15 protein-coding genes are annotated in these 17,203 nt (G+C 59.0%); 5 read left to right on the plus strand and 10 right to left on the minus strand.

The window, feature by feature from the left end; translation table 11 throughout:
- The first annotated feature begins 98 nt into the window (after positions 1–98).
- Entirely contained in the window at positions 99–1,262 is a 1,164-nt protein-coding gene (locus AC07ZE_RS23935) for an efflux RND transporter periplasmic adaptor subunit (protein WP_207266902.1), read from the plus strand.
- A complete protein-coding gene (locus tag AC07ZE_RS23940; protein WP_207266903.1) occupies positions 1,262–4,294 on the plus strand; it encodes a multidrug efflux RND transporter permease subunit in 3,033 nt (1,010 codons plus the stop codon). The genes AC07ZE_RS23935 and AC07ZE_RS23940 overlap by 1 nt, the downstream gene beginning before the upstream one ends.
- An 89-nt stretch (positions 4,295–4,383) precedes the next feature.
- Here AC07ZE_RS23940 and AC07ZE_RS23945 read toward each other — a convergent pair whose 3' ends face one another.
- From AC07ZE_RS23945 to colR, 5 genes are all read right to left on the minus strand, one after another.
- Entirely contained in the window at positions 4,384–4,608 is a 225-nt protein-coding gene (locus tag AC07ZE_RS23945) for a hypothetical protein (protein ID WP_095193100.1), read from the minus strand.
- A 2-nt stretch (positions 4,609–4,610) separates the two neighbouring features.
- Positions 4,611–5,324, minus strand: a complete 714-nt coding sequence (locus AC07ZE_RS23950) for a lipopolysaccharide kinase InaA family protein (protein WP_207266904.1) — start codon at positions 5,322–5,324, stop codon at positions 4,611–4,613.
- Between the two features lie 4 nt (positions 5,325–5,328).
- Positions 5,329–5,997 (minus strand): class I SAM-dependent methyltransferase, encoded by a 669-nt coding sequence (locus tag AC07ZE_RS23955; protein WP_207267880.1) that lies wholly within the window; start codon positions 5,995–5,997, stop codon positions 5,329–5,331.
- A 150-nt stretch (positions 5,998–6,147) separates the two neighbouring features.
- On the minus strand, positions 6,148–7,431 hold the full coding sequence (locus AC07ZE_RS23960) for a sensor histidine kinase (protein ID WP_207266905.1): 1,284 nt from the start codon (positions 7,429–7,431) through the stop codon (positions 6,148–6,150).
- On the minus strand, positions 7,421–8,104 hold the full coding sequence (gene colR, locus AC07ZE_RS23965; RefSeq protein WP_095193097.1) for a two-component system response regulator ColR: 684 nt from the start codon (positions 8,102–8,104) through the stop codon (positions 7,421–7,423). The genes AC07ZE_RS23960 and colR overlap by 11 nt, the downstream gene beginning before the upstream one ends.
- Before the next feature lie 218 nt (positions 8,105–8,322).
- On the opposite strand from colR, the gene AC07ZE_RS23970 reads away from it, so the two are divergent.
- Positions 8,323–9,066, plus strand: coding sequence for a phosphatase PAP2 family protein (locus AC07ZE_RS23970; RefSeq protein WP_207266906.1), 744 nt, complete (start codon positions 8,323–8,325; stop codon positions 9,064–9,066).
- 126 nt (positions 9,067–9,192) lie between these two features.
- Here the strand turns inward: AC07ZE_RS23970 and groL are convergent, their stop codons facing one another.
- The 4 genes from groL to AC07ZE_RS23990 all read right to left on the minus strand — a co-directional run bounded on the left by groL (position 9,193) and on the right by AC07ZE_RS23990 (position 12,705).
- A complete protein-coding gene (groL, locus tag AC07ZE_RS23975; protein WP_207266907.1) occupies positions 9,193–10,839 on the minus strand; it encodes a chaperonin GroEL in 1,647 nt (548 codons plus the stop codon).
- Positions 10,840–10,888: 49 nt separating this feature from the next.
- Positions 10,889–11,182 carry a co-chaperone GroES gene (locus AC07ZE_RS23980; RefSeq protein WP_007985847.1) on the minus strand — a complete coding sequence of 98 codons (294 nt, stop codon included), beginning with the start codon at positions 11,180–11,182 and terminating at the stop codon, positions 10,889–10,891.
- A gap of 248 nt (positions 11,183–11,430) precedes the next feature.
- Positions 11,431–11,907: an FxsA family protein gene (locus AC07ZE_RS23985; protein WP_207266908.1), complete on the minus strand. Its 477-nt coding sequence runs from the start codon at positions 11,905–11,907 to the stop codon at positions 11,431–11,433.
- Between the two features lie 66 nt (positions 11,908–11,973).
- Positions 11,974–12,705, minus strand: coding sequence for a HugZ family pyridoxamine 5'-phosphate oxidase (locus AC07ZE_RS23990; protein WP_207266909.1), 732 nt, complete (start codon positions 12,703–12,705; stop codon positions 11,974–11,976).
- Between the two features lie 164 nt (positions 12,706–12,869).
- Here AC07ZE_RS23990 and AC07ZE_RS23995 point away from each other — a divergent pair, with 164 nt between their 5' ends.
- On the plus strand, positions 12,870–13,628 hold the full coding sequence (locus AC07ZE_RS23995) for an SDR family oxidoreductase (RefSeq protein ID WP_207266910.1): 759 nt from the start codon (positions 12,870–12,872) through the stop codon (positions 13,626–13,628).
- 127 nt (positions 13,629–13,755) lie between these two features.
- Here AC07ZE_RS23995 and apbC read toward each other — a convergent pair whose 3' ends face one another.
- A complete protein-coding gene (gene apbC, locus AC07ZE_RS24000; RefSeq protein WP_207266911.1) occupies positions 13,756–14,850 on the minus strand; it encodes an iron-sulfur cluster carrier protein ApbC in 1,095 nt (364 codons plus the stop codon).
- 188 nt (positions 14,851–15,038) lie between these two features.
- Here apbC and metG point away from each other — a divergent pair, with 188 nt between their 5' ends.
- On the plus strand, positions 15,039–17,090 hold the full coding sequence (gene metG / locus AC07ZE_RS24005) for a methionine--tRNA ligase (protein ID WP_207266912.1): 2,052 nt from the start codon (positions 15,039–15,041) through the stop codon (positions 17,088–17,090).
- Positions 17,091–17,203: the final 113 nt, after the last annotated feature.

A 17,203-nucleotide genomic window follows, 5' to 3' on the forward strand; every position in this document is an offset into this window, starting at 1 on the left:
TTTGCACCTGCCTGTAACAAGTGCCAGTTGGATTCCCTTTCCCAGTCGCGGTAATGTTCCTTCCTGTCTCACCTGATTTTCTCCAAGGAACTGGAAATATGCTGCGTCGCCGCATGCTGATCATGTTGGGTGTTGTTCTGCTGATCGTGCTGGTGCTGGCCGGGTATAAAGCCTTCTCCATCTACACGATGATCCAAGGCTTCTCCGCGCCCAAACCGCCCATCAGCGTCGCCGTGGCCACGGCTACCGAACGGCCCTGGCAAGCTCGCCTGCCCACCGTAGGCACCCTCAAGGCGCTGCAAGGCGTGGACCTGAGCCTGGAGACCGACGGCACCGTCATCGATGTGCAGTTCGAGTCAGGGCAGAAGGTCAAGGCCGGCCAACCCATCGTACGGCTCGACAGCGCCGTTGAAAGTGCCCTGCTCGAAACCGCCCTGGCCGACCTCGGACTGGCCCAGGTGGATTACAGCCGTGGCAGTCAACTGGTGGGCAGCCAGGCCATTTCCAAGGGTGAGTTCGATCGACTCTCGGCGGTACTGAAAAAGAGCAAGGCAACAGTCAATCAACTCAAGGCTGCGCTCGGCAAGAAAAGCATCCTCGCCCCCTTCAGCGGCACCATCGGCATTCGTCAGGTGGACGTCGGCGACTACGTGGCCACCGGCACAATGATTGCCACCCTCCAGGACCTCAGCAGTCTGTACGTCGATTTTTTCGTACCTGAACAGTCCGTGCCGAAGATTGCCGTCGGCCAGCCGGTGCAGATCATAGTGGCGGCTTTTCCGACGGAGGCGTTCCCCGGCACCATCAGCGCGATCAACCCGAAAGTCGAGAACAGCACGCGCAACGTGCAGGTCCGCGCAACCCTGGCCAACCCCGACGGCAAGCTGCTGCCGGGGATGTTCGCCAGCCTGCAGGTCATTTTGCCCGACCCGCAGCCCCGCATCGTCGTGCCTGAAAGCGCGATCACCTACACGCTCTATGGCAACTCGGTCTATGTCGCCGCCCAGAAAAAAGCCGAAGACGGCAGCGTGGAAAAAGACGACAAGGGCCAACCTGTCCTGATCGCCGAACGGCGTTTCGTCGAAACCGGCGAACGCCGTGATGGCATGGTAATAATCACCAAAGGCGTGCAGAACGGTGAAACGGTGGTGACCGCCGGCCAGATCAAACTGGACAACGGTGCGCACATTGCCATCAGCGACGACAAGACCCTGGCCGAGAAAAACGGCCAACCCCGCGCTGACGGATCAAGGAACCCCTGATGGCTTTTACTGATCCGTTCATTCGCCGCCCGGTGCTTGCCACCGTGGTCAGCCTGCTGATCGTGCTGTTGGGCTTCCAGGCCTGGAGCAAGTTGCCGCTGCGCCAGTATCCACAAATGGAAAACGCCCTGATCACGGTGACCACCGCGTACCCGGGGGCCAACGCCGAAACCATCCAGGGCTACATCACCCAACCGATGCAACAGAGCCTGGCCAGCGCCGAGGGCATCGATTACATGACCTCGGTCAGTCGCCAGAATTTCTCGGTGATCTCGATCTACGCGCGCATAGGCGCCAATAGCGATCGCCTGTTCACCGAACTGTTGGCCAAGGCCAACGAGGTCAAGAACAAACTGCCTCAGGACGCCGAAGACCCGGTCCTGAGCAAGGAAGCTGCCGATGCTTCGGCGCTGATGTACATCAGTTTTTTCAGCAAGGAATTGAGCAACCCGCAAATCACTGACTACCTGTCGCGGGTGATCCAGCCGAAGCTGGCGACGCTGCCAGGCATGGCCGAAGCCGAAATTCTCGGCAACCAGGTATTTGCAATGCGCCTGTGGCTGGACCCGGTGAAGCTCGCCGGTTTCGGCCTGAGCGCCAGCGACGTGACCAACGCGGTACGCCAATACAACTTTCTCTCCGCCGCCGGCGAAGTGAAAGGCGAGTATGTGGTCACCAGCATCAACGCCAGTACCGAGCTCAAGTCTGCAGAAGCTTTCGCGGCGATCCCGCTCAAGGTCGATGGCGACAGTCGCGTGCTGTTGCGTGATGTCGCACGGGTGGAGATGGGCGCGGAAAACTACGACACCATCAGTTCCTTCGGCGGCACGCCCTCGGTGTACATCGGCATCAAGGCAACGCCTGGCGCCAATCCGCTGGACGTGATCAAGGAAGTGCGCAAGATCATGCCCGATCTTGAGGCCCAACTGCCGCCGAACCTCAAGGGTGAAATCGCCTACGACGCCACACTGTTCATCCAGGCCTCGATCGATGAAGTGGTGAAAACCCTGTTCGAAGCGGTGTTGATCGTGATCGTGGTGGTCTTCCTGTTCCTCGGTGCGCTGCGGTCGGTGGTGATCCCGGTCGTCACCATCCCGCTGTCGATGATCGGCGTGATGTTCTTCATGCAGATGATGGGGTATTCGATCAATCTGCTGACGCTACTGGCAATGGTGCTGGCCATTGGTCTGGTAGTGGACGACGCCATTGTTGTCGTGGAAAACATTCACCGTCATATCGAAGAAGGCAAGTCGCCGCTGGACGCGGCCATTGAAGGCGCCCGGGAAATCGCCATGCCGGTGGTATCGATGACCATCACCCTGGCGGCAGTCTACGCGCCAATCGGCTTCCTGACGGGGCTGACCGGGGCACTGTTCAAGGAGTTCGCCCTGACCCTGGCCGGGGCCGTGGTGATCTCCGGCGTTGTGGCCCTGACGCTGTCGCCGATGATGTGCGCCTTCCTGCTGCGTCACGACGAAAACCCCACCGGCCTGGCCCATCGTCTCGACCTGATTTTCGAAGGCCTCAAGCGTCGGTACCAACACCTGCTGCACGGTACCCTTAACACTCGACCGGTGGTGTTGGTCTTCGCCGTCATCGTGCTGTGCCTGATTCCGGTGCTGCTCAAGTTCACCAAGTCGGAACTGGCACCGGATGAGGACCAGGGCATCATTTTCATGATAGCCAACGCCCCGCAACCAACCAACCTCGACTACCTGAACACTTACACCGACGAGTTCATCTCGATCTTCAAGGCGTTTCCCGAGTACTACTCCTCGTTCCAGATCAACGGGTTCAATGGCGTGCAATCGGGCATCGGCGGCTTCCTGCTCAAGCCCTGGAACGAGCGCAGCCGGACCCAGATGCAGATCCTGCCCGACGTTCAGGCCAAGCTGGAGAGCATTCCGGGACTACAGATTTTCGGCTTCAACCTGCCGTCGTTGCCGGGCACAGGTGAGGGTCTGCCCTTCCAGTTCGTCATCAACACCGCCAACGATTACGAGTTACTGCTGCAAGTGATGGACCGGGTGAAAAAACGCGCGATGGAATCCGGCAAGTTCGCTTTCGTCGACGTCGACCTGGCCTTCGACAAACCTGAAGTAGTCGTGGATATCGATCGTGCCAAGGCTGCGCAGATGGGCGTGTCGATGCAGGATCTGGGGGGAACGCTGGCGACCTTGCTCGGCGAAGCGGAGATCAACCGGTTTACCATCGAAGGCCGTAGCTACAAAGTCATTGCCCAGGTGGAGCGACCCTTCCGGGATAACCCTGACTGGTTGAACAATTACTATGTCAGGAACACCCAGGGTGAATTGCTGGCCCTGTCGACACTGATTACCGTGACCGACCGGGCGCGCCCACGGCAATTGAACCAGTTCCAGCAACTCAACTCCGCCATTCTTTCCGGGGTACCGCTGGTCAGCATGGGCGAAGCCATCGACACCGTGCGCCAGTTCGCCCAGGAAGAAGCGCCTGTCGGGTTTGCCATCGACTACGCCGGCGCATCACGGCAATACGTGCAGGAAGGCAGCGCCTTGTGGGTCACCTTTGCCCTGGCATTGGCGATCATTTTCCTCGTGCTGGCTGCGCAGTTCGAAAGCTTCCGCGATCCGCTGGTGATTCTGGTGACCGTGCCGCTGTCGATTTGCGGCGCGTTGCTACCGCTGTTTCTTGGCTGGTCGAGCATGAACATCTACACCCAGGTCGGATTGGTGACACTGATCGGGTTGATCAGCAAGCACGGGATTCTGATCGTCGAGTTCGCCAATCAGTTGCGCAAGGAAAAGGGCCTGACACCACGGGAAGCTGTGGAGGAAGCCGCGGCTATTCGCCTGCGTCCGGTGTTGATGACGACTGCCGCGATGGTATTCGGCATGGTGCCGCTGATCATCGCCACGGGTGCCGGGGCGGTCAGCCGGTTCGATATCGGTACCGTGATCGCGACCGGGATGTCGATCGGCACGCTGTTTACGTTGTTTGTGTTGCCATGCGTGTACACCTTGCTGGCAAAACCCGATAAACCATCGCACTGATAACCCTGTGGGAGCGGGCTCTGTAGCCTGCGAAATCGCAACAAAAAAGGCCTCGCATCAGCGAGGCCTTTATTTGGGCTTCAATATTTTCAACTTTGCGGCCTCAATCCTTGAGACAGTCCGAAGATGAACAGCAATAAATCATGATCGGGCTGAGTGGCCACGGATGCCTTGGCGACCCGTGGCAGGGGGCAATGGTCGCCACTCACTGAACTAAGAACTTGCGTGCGTGGCTGCTCCCAAGCTGCCACCGCGAGTGAAGCAACTGCCAAGGCTCCTACTAAAAACAAACCTCGCGCAACTTCAAGTTTCATTGCTATAAACCTTTGATAGCGCTGCCAAACGCCGTCTTGTAAAAATAGACGAGCTTTTCCCAGTCCGTAGGGCTGAACGACGAGTGGCGACGCAACTGCTTCAGGTCGTGAATGGCCGCCTGCCGTGCGCTCAAACGCTGCCGGCATTTCTCCAGATCGATCAGCGCTATTTCGACCTTGGCGGCCTCGCCTTCACCGGTCACGCGCACGAACACATGCTTGGTATAGAGGCAACTGTGCTGCCAACGGCCCTTGTGCATGCGCGCCAGGTTCTCGGCCAATTCCTTCAACACCCGATCGTGCAGCGCCTCACCGTGACGCTCACGCTCACCAGCCGCGTACCAGTGTTCGAGTTCCAGGAAACCATCCAATGATTTGGTCACCAGCAATGCGCGCCATTTGTGCACGGGATCGCGCTGTGCACCGCAGAAAACGATTTCCGGGACACCCACGCCGAGCTGGCCGACACCGATGAGTGCATCACGCTCGCGCAACACCGTCGGCCGCCCGACCGGATGCAACAGGCTGCGATAGGTGTGCCCGGTCTGACGCTTGGCATAGAGCATCTGGCCATCACTGCTCACCACGCGTTCTACGCCACTTTCTCCTCCGCGCCGGATATTGGGTTCTTCCACCCATTCACCGCGCTGATTCCAGAAATAGTCGAAGCAATCCTGGGATACGACGCCCGATCCTGCTGCACACTGCACTGCCATCCTGTTACCTCTTGCGTAATACGTAAACCCGCCACATGGCATAGAGCGGTAAAAAGTCCAGACGTTCCTGAATACGGAAACCCGCCTCCTCAAATTCCTGCTCTACCGTAGCGGCTGGTAACACAAATCGGTTTTGGTAACCGACTTGCCCACGCTTGCGTTCGAGACGCTTGCGTTTCCAGGCCTTGAAATTGCCATCCACCCACAGTGACAGGATCACGCTGTCGCGTGTAACGCGCTCGAATTCACGCAGAATGACCCGTCGATGCTCGGCTTCACCGATGTGATGGAGCAAACGCATGCAGAAAATGCTGTCGACGGCGTTATCAGGCAAGGCGATGTCGAATGCAGAAGTGTGCAAGGGTTGTACCCGCTTCACCACATCGGCCGGCTGCGCCTGCGTGGCAATCTTCAACATCGACTCGGAGTTGTCGGCTCCGATGATCACCCGATTGGGTTTTTCCGCCAGCAAGGGCCAGAAACGCCCCGCACCGCATGGCAGATCGAGCACCAGGCCCGGCTCGCCAACCAGCGTCAGCGCCTTTCGCGCCAGTTGCTCGTCACGCCAATGGGACAGTTTACGACTGACGCCATCCTGGTGTTTATGCAGGTATTGCTGTGCGTGCTGATCGTCGTACTTCTCGGAAAAATCAAGTTTGATCGGGCCGGCCATCATCAAGGTCTCATGTACTTCTGATGACGATCACCTTATGTAGTCTCGTGTCATCGCCAGGTCATGCCTTTGTGAAAAATTTGTCATGTAATACCCCGAATCGTTTCGAGGTTTTACATGACTCTGCCACCGATCAGCGACGGAATGTCTTCAGGCCGCTTTCGATGTATGCAACTCCACCTGAAAACGACAGCCATGGGGCTCCATGTTGCTCAGGCTGACGCTCCAACCCTGGTTTTCACAGATTCGTTGCACCAACGACAGTCCCAGGCCCAGGCCCTCCCCGCGCTTCTCGTTGCCGCGCACGAAAGGCTCGAACATCGCTTCGCGCTTCTCCTCGGGAATACCCACGCCACTGTCCTCGACCACAAAACCGCTGCCTGACAGGCTCAGGCGAATGAAGCCCTGCTCTGTGTAGTGCAGCGCGTTACGCAACAGGTTACCCATGACCGCATGCAGAAACGTCGCGTTGAAACGCGTGTTGTGCGGCTTGCCCGGTTCGACAATCAGTTTCAGCCCTTTGGCCTCGATCGGTGCACGCCATTGACTGATCAACCCGTCGGCCACCTCTCCCAGCGTCTGCTGTGGCGACATGCCTGCGTCTTCGCGCTGTGCCCGTGCCAGCATCAGGAAGGTTTGCACCAGATCGCGCATTTCTTCACTGGCGCGAGCGATTCGCTCAACCTGAGCGCGACCCCGCTGATCAATACCGGGGTTTTCCAGCAGCAGCTCGCAAGAACTGGCAAGCACCATCAACGGCGTGCGCAACTCGTGGCTGACGTCACTGGTGAACATCCGCTCCCGGGTCAATGCCTGGCGCAGGCGTCCGAGGGTCGCGTCGAAGGCTACCGCCAGTTCACCCACTTCATCAGCTGCGTAATCCGGCGCCAGTGGCGGCGCCAGCCCCAGTAACTGGTCGCGATGACGCACCTGCCGAGCCAATCGTACGACCGGTGCCATGACCTTGCGCGCCAGGACCCAGCCAAGGAAAACCGCCAGTGCCAGGCTGAGCACGAAGCCCACCAGCACCACGGCGAACAGTACCCGCTCGCGCTCTTCGAAGTCGCTCTGATCCTGCAACAGCACATAGCGCCGACCGTCGACAATTTCGACCATGGCGTGGTACGACAGCTGCTCGCGGAACACCTCGTGAAACCCCGAATCCAGATGACGCAGATCCTTGGGCAGTTCAAAATCGCCCGGCCCACCGCTGAAATAGAACAACTGGTCCGGTTCGGGGCGATGGCTCCAGTCCGAAACGTTATCCATCAGCAACAGGCGCTGCAGATCGCCGCCCAAACCTGCAGAAATCAATTTTTCTTCCACCAGGTGCACGGTCGCCACAATGCCCATGGCAAAAGCGCCCGCCACCAATGCGCTCATGAGCGCAAAGGCAATGATGATCCGTTGAGCGAGGCTCTGTCTAAACTCCATCACGCCCCTCTGCCAAGCGGTAACCCACACCGTGCACGGTGTGCAACAACGGTTTGGCGAACGGTTTGTCGATCACCTGGCGCAGCTGATGCACGTGGCTACGCAGGCTGTCGCTGTCCGGGCAGTCATCGCCCCACAGCGCCTCTTCGAGAATTTCACGGCGCAATACGTGAGGACTTTTCTGCATCAGCACCGCCAGCAACTTCAGCCCCACCGGGTTGAGTTTGAGCAAACGGCCTTCGCGGGTGACTTCGAGTGTGTCGAGGTCGTAGATCAGATCGCCGACTTGCAAGGTGCGGCGACCACCGCCCTGGGACCGGCGCATGACAGCTTCAACCCGCGCCGCCAATTCAGACAAGGCGAAAGGCTTGATCAGGTAGTCGTCGGCACCGGACTTGAAGCCCTGCAAGCGGTCGTCCAGTTGATCGCGAGCGGTGAGCATGATCACCGGCGTATCACGGCGGGCATCTTCGCGCAGGCGTTTGCACAAGGTGTAGCCGTCGATGCCGGGCAGCATGATGTCGAGCACGATCAAATCGTAATGTTCGGTGGCCGCCAGGTGCAGGCCAGACAAGCCGTCTTGCGCGCAATCCACGGTGTAGCCTTTGAGCCCCAGATAATCGGCCAGATTGGCCAGGATATCGCGGTTGTCTTCAACCAATAAAATTCGCATAGGCACCTTCTCCGTACACGGTAACGGCCGTCTTGGCCCGCGCAGCTTAAGGCCAAGTGTGGCTCACGGCTAGGATTGCGTGCAGTACTCAACGAGGTCGAAAAGCCTGTCCGGGCCTTAACGACTTTTTCACTTTCGGTTCACGGGCCGGCGACAGGATCGGGTTCAAACTCCGCGCCGTTGCGCTCGTCAGTCACATCACCAACCCAGGAACTGCCATGGTTTCGACCTCCATCCGCCCTGCCTCCCGCCCACTCAACGCTTGGCTGTACCTGGGCGTACCCGCCGTTGCGGCAACCCTTCTGATCCTGCTGGAGTTGACCTCGCTGGACATGGACCTGGCCAAACTGTTCTACGATCCGGTCGCAGGAGGCTTTATCGGGCGACACAGTTACTTCCTGGAAACCGTCCTGCATGACCGTGCCAAGCAAGTGGTCATTGCCTTCTCGGTGTTAGCCATTCTCGGTTTTGTCGGCTCGTTCTTCATCGCCAGGCTCATGCCGTTCAAGCGGGAGCTAGGCTGCCTGGTGCTATCCCTTGGCCTGGCGACGTCCTTTGTCACCCCAATGAAAGCGGTGACGGCGGTTCAATGTCCGTGGAGTCTTGAACAATTTGGTGGTCACGAAACCTACAGCGAATTGCTCAGTCCACGTCCGGCCACTGAAAAGCCCGGGCGCTGCTGGCCTGGCGGACACGCCGCGACCGGTTTCACTCTGTTTGCGCTGTTCTTCGTCTTGCGCGACCGTCGTCCGCGACTGGCCCGCGCGGCGTTCGTCTTCGCCTTCACTCTGGGCTCGGTGTTTTCCATCGGACGGATGATGCAGGGGGCGCACTTCTTCTCTCACAACGTGTGGACGGCGGTGTTCTGCTGGTTGATTTGCCTGGGGGCGTATTACTGGACTCTTTATCGGCCCATGTCGAGCGCTGAGCCGCAAACCCTTACGGAACCGGTCAACGCCTGAAACACAGCTTAAAACGGTGGGAACCGGCTCGCTCCCACAATGGATTGAAGTGGCCATCAAAATACGAGCAATAAAAAACCCGCCTGCTTTCGCAGGCGGGTTTTTTAGTACAGGGGTAAGGCTGGCTTACATCATGCCGCCCATGCCACCCATGCCGCCCATGTCTGGCATGCCGCCGCCAGCTGCGCCTTCTTTCTTCGGCGCGTCAGCGACTGCTGCTTCGGTGGTCAGGATCAGACCGCCAATCGAGGCTGCGGCTTGCAGAGCCGAACGGGTGACCTTGGTTGGGTCCAGGATGCCCATTTCGATCATGTCGCCGTATTCGCCAGTCGCAGCGTTGTAGCCGAAGCTGCCTTCGCCGTTCTTGACCTTGTCGACAACCACGCTTGGCTCGTCGCCGGAGTTGGCAACGATCTGACGCAGCGGCGCTTCAACAGCGCGACGCAGTACAGCGATACCCACGTTCTGATCGGCGTTGTCGCCTTTCAGTTCGGTCAGTGCTTCCAGAGCACGGATCAGGGCCACGCCACCGCCAGGCACCACGCCTTCTTCAACGGCTGCACGGGTAGCGTGCAGGGCGTCTTCAACGCGGGCTTTCTTCTCTTTCATTTCAACTTCGGAGCCAGCGCCAACCTTGATCACTGCAACGCCGCCGGACAGCTTGGCCAGACGCTCTTGCAGTTTTTCACGGTCGTAGTCCGAGGAGGTCTCGGCAACCTGAGCACGGATCTGAGCAACACGACCTTCGATGTCAGTATGAACGCCAGCACCGTCAACGATAGTGGTGTTTTCCTTGGACAGGGTCACGCGCTTGGCGTTACCCAGGTGCTCCAGGGTGGTGCTTTCCAGGCTCAGACCGATCTCTTCGGAGATGACGGTACCGCCGGTCAGAACGGCGATGTCCTGCAGCATGGCCTTGCGACGGTCGCCAAAGCCTGGTGCCTTGACGGCTGCGACTTTAACGATGCCACGCATGTTGTTCACAACCAGAGTCGCCAGAGCTTCGCCTTCAACGTCTTCGGCCACGATCAGCAGTGGACGGCCGGCTTTGGCAACGGCTTCCAGCACTGGCAGCATTTCGCGGATGTTCGAGATCTTTTTGTCGACCAGCAGGATCAGCGGGCCGTCCAGCTCGGCGACCATGGTCTCCGGCTTGTTGACGAAGTACGGGGACAGGTAGCCGCGGTCGAACTGCATGCCTTCAACGACCGACAGTTCGTTTTCCAGGCCCGAGCCTTCTTCAACGGTGATCACGCCTTCTTTACCGACTTTTTCCATGGCTTCGGCAATGATGTCGCCGATGGAGTTGTCGGAGTTGGCGGAGATGGTACCTACCTGAGCGATAGCCTTGGTGTCAGCGCATGGCTTGGACAGGGCTTTCAGCTCTTTGACGATCGCGATGGTCGCTTTGTCGATACCGCGCTTGAGGTCCATCGGGTTCATGCCGGCAGCGACGGCTTTCAGGCCTTCGTTGACGATCGATTGAGCCAGAACGGTAGCGGTGGTGGTGCCGTCGCCTGCGTCATCGTTGGCACGGGAGGCAACGTCTTTGACCAGCTGCGCGCCCATGTTTTCGAAACGGTCTTCCAGTTCGATTTCCTTGGCTACGGAAACGCCGTCCTTGGTGATGGTCGGAGCGCCGAAGCTCTTCTCGATGATCACGTTACGGCCTTTCGGGCCCAGGGTCGCTTTTACTGCGTCAGCCAGAACGTTGACACCGGTGAGCATTTTCTTGCGGGCGGAATCGCCGAATTTAACTTCTTTAGCAGCCATGATCGATATTCCTTAAATACTTTGTAGTAGCGGGAAAATGAGCGGGGAATCAGCCTTCGATAACAGCGAGGATTTCGTTCTCGCTCATTACCAGCAGGTCTTCGCCGTCGACTTTCACAGTGTTGCTGCCGGAGTAAGGACCGAACACAACCTTGTCGCCCACTTTTACGGACAGTGCACGCACTTCACCGTTTTCCAGTACGCGGCCGGTGCCGACAGCGAGGATCTCGCCGCTGTTGGCTTTTTCAGCAGCCGAACCTGGCAGGACGATACCGCCAGCGGTTTTCTTTTCTTCTTCGCTGCGACGGATGACGACGCGGTCATGCAGAGGACGAAGCTTCATTGTCGATCTCTCCTAATTGTGGTTTTCATCGGCCGGTGTAGTCCCGGCGGGTTTAACAAAATCCGGCGGTGCCGGGTGCGGCTCGACAAGCGAGACGCGGAAGTCTGTCTGGCGTGATTGCCAGAAACCTTGCGGTGACCGTTACATAAGGGCGCATAAGCTTATTACAAGGGGCGGGGAGCAAAAAAATTTCAGGTCAATGCCCCGCAAACGAACACGGCACCCGAAGGTGCCGTGTCGCTGTGACGTTACTTGGTATCGCGATGTTCGAACTCGCCTTCGATCACGTTGGGCTCGCGGCCCAGCGGTTCACGCGGCGCGGGACCGCCACGGGACTGGAGGTCCTCGGCGAATGCACGTTGGCGGGTTGCTTGCTCCTCGGCACGCCGGCGCATTTTATTGGCCAGCAGACGACGACTGATCGGCAGCAGCATGACCAGGCCGATCACGTCGCTGATGAAGCCCGGAAGGATCAACAGGCCACCGGCCAATGCCAGCATCAGGCCTTCGAGCATGGTCTGGGCGGGCAGCTCGCCACGGTTCAGGCTTTCACGGGCACGCAGTGCCGTGGCCAGACCGGCGATCCGCAGTACGAACACGCCGAACATCGAGCCGAGAATGATCAGCAGCAGGGCCGGGAAAAACCCGATAGCCCCTGCCACCTTGACGAATACGAACAGCTCCAACACCGGGAACAGCAGAAAGAGCAACAAAAAAGGGCGCATCAAATGGTTCCTCAACGCAAGAATGCCTTGCCAGTTCACCTTAGATGACGTCGCCGTTTCGTGAATTCAAGCGTCGGCCACTTCATTTTTCGGCCAATGCTCGGCGTGAGCCAGGAAAACCAAGGCTTCACGAACTTGTGTCGGCGTATTACATGGAGCCTGGAACGGCAACCAGTAGACGCCTTGGCCGATCCGCAGGTGCATGCCTTCGGTATCGATACCGACCATTTGCGCCGGCACGGTTTTCGGCAGCCCCGCCAGGTCGACGTAATGGGCAATGGCCTTGGCGTGATCGGCGTTCATGTGCTCGACCATGCTCACTTCAGTCTTGCCGGCGAAGGGATTGGCCAGGGTCAGGTCGTTGACCCAGTGAATGGCGCCAAAACCTCCGATGTATCGGTGACGCACCGGTTGCAGTACCCAGAAATCGAAATCATGAGCCTTGTGATAGTTCTTCGAATCCGGGAAGTAGCGATAGTAACGCTCGGCGGCGGCTTCGATGGCGGCCTCGTCCTCGATCTGGTGCGCCTCTGCCAGGTAGGTCAAGCGACCGACGGCTTGCACATCTTCGGCTCCACGCTCGCCGACGAACAGCGAGCACTTTGGGTCTTTCTGCAAATTGTGGGTGTGCTGGGCGATACGGCTGATCAGGATCAACGGCCGGCCTTGCTCGTCCAGGCAGTACGGAACCACGGAACCGAACGGAAAACCGGGCATTGCCTTGGAGAGCGTCGACAGGACTCCACGGTATTCCTTGAGCAGCAATTCTCGGGCATGCTTGGCAACTTCAACGCTCAATTTATGACTCCTTTTATAGAATCCGTCAGAAAAACGGACGGGCGACTGGTGAAAGTTCCAGAACGCCATCGGGGCATTTCTCATGTGCAGCCAGGCCACGCCGGGCGCAGATCGAGAGGCTCTCTACACGAAAACCACTCAGACCTGCTACCGGGGGCAAACGAATGCAACTCACTGACAAAGTAATCATTATCACTGGCGGTTGCCAGGGTTTGGGCCGATCCATGGCCGAGTATTTCGCCAGCAAGGGCGCCAAGCTTGCGCTGGTCGACCTGAACCAGGAAAAACTCGATGACACCGTGGCGGCTTGCAAGGCCAAGGGTGTCGAAGCCCGCGCCTACCTGTGCAACGTGGCCAATGAAGAGCAAGTAACCCATATGGTCGCCCAGGTCGCCGAAGACTTCGGCGCGATCCACGGTCTGATCAACAACGCCGGCATCCTGCGCGACGGGCTGTTGCTTAAGGTCAAAGATGGCGAGATGACCAAAATGAGCCTGGCCCAGTGGCAAGCGGTCATCGACGTCAACCTGACCGGCGTGTTCCTGTGCACCCGTGAAGTCGCGGCGAAAATGGTCGAGTTGAAGAACAGCGGCACGATCATCAATATCTCGTCGATTTCCCGCGCCGGCAATGTCGGCCAGACCAACTATTCCGCCGCCAAGGCCGGTGTCGCCGCCGCAACCGTGACCTGGGCCAAGGAACTGGCGCGCTACGGCATCCGCGTGGCCGGTATTGCACCAGGCTTTATTGAAACCGAGATGACCCTGGGCATGAAACCCGAAGCGCTGGAGAAAATGACCTCGGGCATTCCACTCAAGCGCATGGGCAAGCCGGAAGAGATCGCTCATTCGGCGGCGTACATTTTCGAGAACGACTATTACACCGGCCGGATTCTGGAAATGGATGGCGGGTTGCGCATCTAAACCCCAACCCGAAAGCCCTGTGGGAGCGAGCCTGCTCGCGAAAGCAGTTTCACATTCAACACATTCGTTGACTGACACTGCGCATTCGCGAGCAGGCTCGCCCCCACAGGGGCTGTATTTCAGTGAATCAATCGTCGCTGATGGTGATGTTCGGCATCGCTGGCGTCGCCGCTTCCTGCAATACGATCCGCGCACCGACATGGCGGGCCAGTTCCTGGTAAACCATGGCGATCTGGCTGTCCGGCTCGGCGATCACCGTCGGCTTGCCGCCATCGGCCTGTTCTCGGATGACCATCGACAGCGGCAACGAGGCCAATAGTTCAACACCGTACTGGTTGGCCAGTTTCACTCCGCCGCCCTCGCCGAACAGATGCTCGGCATGTCCGCAGTTGGAGCAGATGTGCACGGCCATGTTTTCCACCACGCCCAGCACCGGAATGTTGACCTTGCGGAACATTTCAACGCCCTTGCGTGCATCGAGCAAGGCCAGGTCCTGCGGTGTGGTGACAATGACGGCACCGGCCACCGGGACTTTCTGCGCCAGGGTCAACTGGATGTCACCGGTACCCGGCGGCATGTCGATGACCAGGTAATCCAGGTCGCCCCACGCGGATTGGGTCACCAGTTGCAACAACGCGCCTGAGACCATCGGCCCGCGCCACACCATCGGCGTGTTGTCGTCGGTGAGGAAAGCCATGGACATCACTTCCACGCCATGGGACTTGAGCGGAACGAACCATTTCTGATCCTTGACCTCGGGACGGGTGCGCTCAGGTATACCGAACATGATGCCCTGGCTCGGGCCGTAGATATCCGCATCGAGAATCCCGACCTTGGCGCCTTCGCGGGCCAGGGCCAGCGCAAGGTTGGCCGCGGTGGTGGATTTGCCGACGCCACCCTTGCCCGATGCCACGGCCACCACGTTCTTGACGTTGGCCAGGCCTGGAATCTGTGCCTGGGCCTTGTGCGCGGCAATCACACTGGTGATATCAACGCGGGCAGTTGTCACGCCGTCCAGGCCTTCAATGGCCATTTGCAGCATCTGTGCCCAGCCGCTTTTGAACAGGCCGGCGGCATAGCCCAACTCAAGCTGAACGCTGACGCGGTCACCCTGAATGTCGATGCTGCGCACGCACCCGGCGCTGACCGGGTCCTGGTTCAGGTAAGGGTCGGTGTATTGGCGAAGGACGGCTTCCACCGCTGCGCGATTGACGGCGCTCATGGGCAACTCCGAAAACGGGACTGGAAAAGATGACGGGTATCGTACCTGTTCTGATCGTTGGGCGGGATGGCTGCGATCTTTTGCAGGCATAACCGGCTTGATCATCGGAGGAAACAGCCACAAAGGTGAAAAATATGCGCTGGCGCTTTATAGTGGCCGACCTCCGTTTCATCAAGTAGCCGAGCCCCATGTCCGAGCCACGCAAGATCCTCGTCACCAGCGCCCTGCCCTATGCCAATGGTTCGATTCACCTCGGCCATATGCTGGAATACATCCAGACCGATATGTGGGTGCGCTTCCAGAAGCACCGCGGCAATCAATGCATTTATGTCTGCGCCGACGACGCCCACGGTTCGGCGATCATGCTGCGCGCGGAAAAGGAAGGCATCACCCCGGAACAACTGATCGCCAACGTCCAGGCTGAACACAGCGCCGACTTTGCCGAGTTCCTGGTGGACTTCGACAACTTCCACTCCACTCACGCCGAAGAAAACCGTGAGCTGTCGAGCCAGATCTACCTGAAGCTGCGCGACGCCGGGCATATCGCCACGCGTTCGATCACGCAGTATTTCGACCCGGAAAAGAAAATGTTCCTGGCCGACCGCTTCATCAAGGGCACTTGCCCGAAATGCGGCACGCAAGACCAGTACGGCGACAACTGCGAAAAATGCGGCGCGACCTACGCACCGACCGACCTGAAAGATCCCAAGTCGGCGATCTCCGGCGCCACCCCGGTGCTCAAGGATTCCCAGCACTTCTTCTTCAAGTTGCCAGACTTCCAGGAAATGTTGCAGGCCTGGACCCGCAGCGGCACCCTGCAAGACGCCGTCGCCAACAAAATCGCCGAATGGCTGGATGCCGGCCTGCAACAGTGGGACATCTCCCGCGATGCGCCGTACTTCGGCTTTGAAATTCCAGACGAGCCGGGCAAGTACTTCTACGTGTGGCTGGATGCGCCGATCGGCTACATGGCGAGCTTCAAAAACCTGTGCAACCGTACGCCGGAGCTGGACTTCGACGCGTTCTGGGGCAAGGACTCCACCGCCGAGCTGTACCATTTCATCGGCAAGGACATCGTCAACTTCCACGCCCTGTTCTGGCCAGCCATGCTCGAGGGCGCAGGCTACCGCAAGCCGACCGGCATCAACGTGCACGGCTACCTGACCGTCAACGGCCAGAAAATGTCCAAGTCCCGTGGCACCTTCATCAAGGCCCGGACCTACCTGGATCATCTGTCGCCGGAATACCTGCGCTACTACTACGCGGCCAAACTGAGCCGTGGCGTCGACGACCTCGACCTGAACCTCGAAGACTTCGTGCAGAAGGTCAATTCCGACCTGGTCGGCAAAGTCGTCAACATCGCCAGCCGTTGCGCCGGTTTCATCCACAAGGGCAATGCCGGCGTCATGGTCGACACCAATGCCGCGCCGGAGCTGACCGAAGCCTTCCTGGCCGCCACGCCTGGCATCGCCGACGCCTACGAGGCCCGCGACTTTGCCCGCGCCATGCGCGAGATCATGGCCCTGGCCGACCGCGCCAACGCCTGGATCGCCGACAAGGCACCGTGGTCGCTGAACAAACAGGAAGGCAAGCAGGATGAAGTCCAGGCCATCTGCGCCACCGGCGTCAACCTGTTCCGCCAGCTGGTGATCTTCCTCAAGCCGGTACTGCCGCTTCTGGCTGCCGATGCCGAGGCATTCCTGAACGTCGCGCCATTGACCTGGAACGATCATACGATCTGGCTTGCCAACCATCAGTTGAACGAGTTCAAGCCGCTGATGACCCGTATCGACCCGGTTAAAGTGCAGGCCATGACGGACGCTTCGAAAGAAGACCTGACCGCCAGCCAGACCGACACCGGCGAAGCTGCAAGCGCCGGCAACGGCGAACTGGCCAAGGATCCGTTGTCCCCGGAAATCGAATTCGACACCTTCGCTGCGGTCGACCTGCGCGTTGCCCTGATCGTCAAGGCAGAAGCTGTGGAAGGCGCCGACAAACTGTTGCGCCTGACGCTCGACATCGGTGACGAACAACGCAACGTGTTCTCCGGGATCAAGAGCGCCTACCCGGACCCGTCCAAGCTCAATGGTCGCCTGACCATGATGATCGCCAACCTCAAGCCTCGCAAAATGAAATTCGGCATCTCCGAGGGCATGGTGATGGCGGCCGGTCCTGGCGGTGAAGAAATCTATCTGCTGAGCCCTGACAGCGGCGCCAAGCCTGGTCAGCGGATCAAGTAAGGCACGGCGGCAAACCGATCCCACAGTCGTGCCTGGCGCGCCTGTGGGATTTTCATGTCTGGCCCACCCTCCGCCCTTGCCGGATAATGCCTAAGCTTTTCTAGACAGCGGTG

The sequence above is a fragment of the Pseudomonas sp. GW101-3H06 genome, assembly GCF_059424605.1.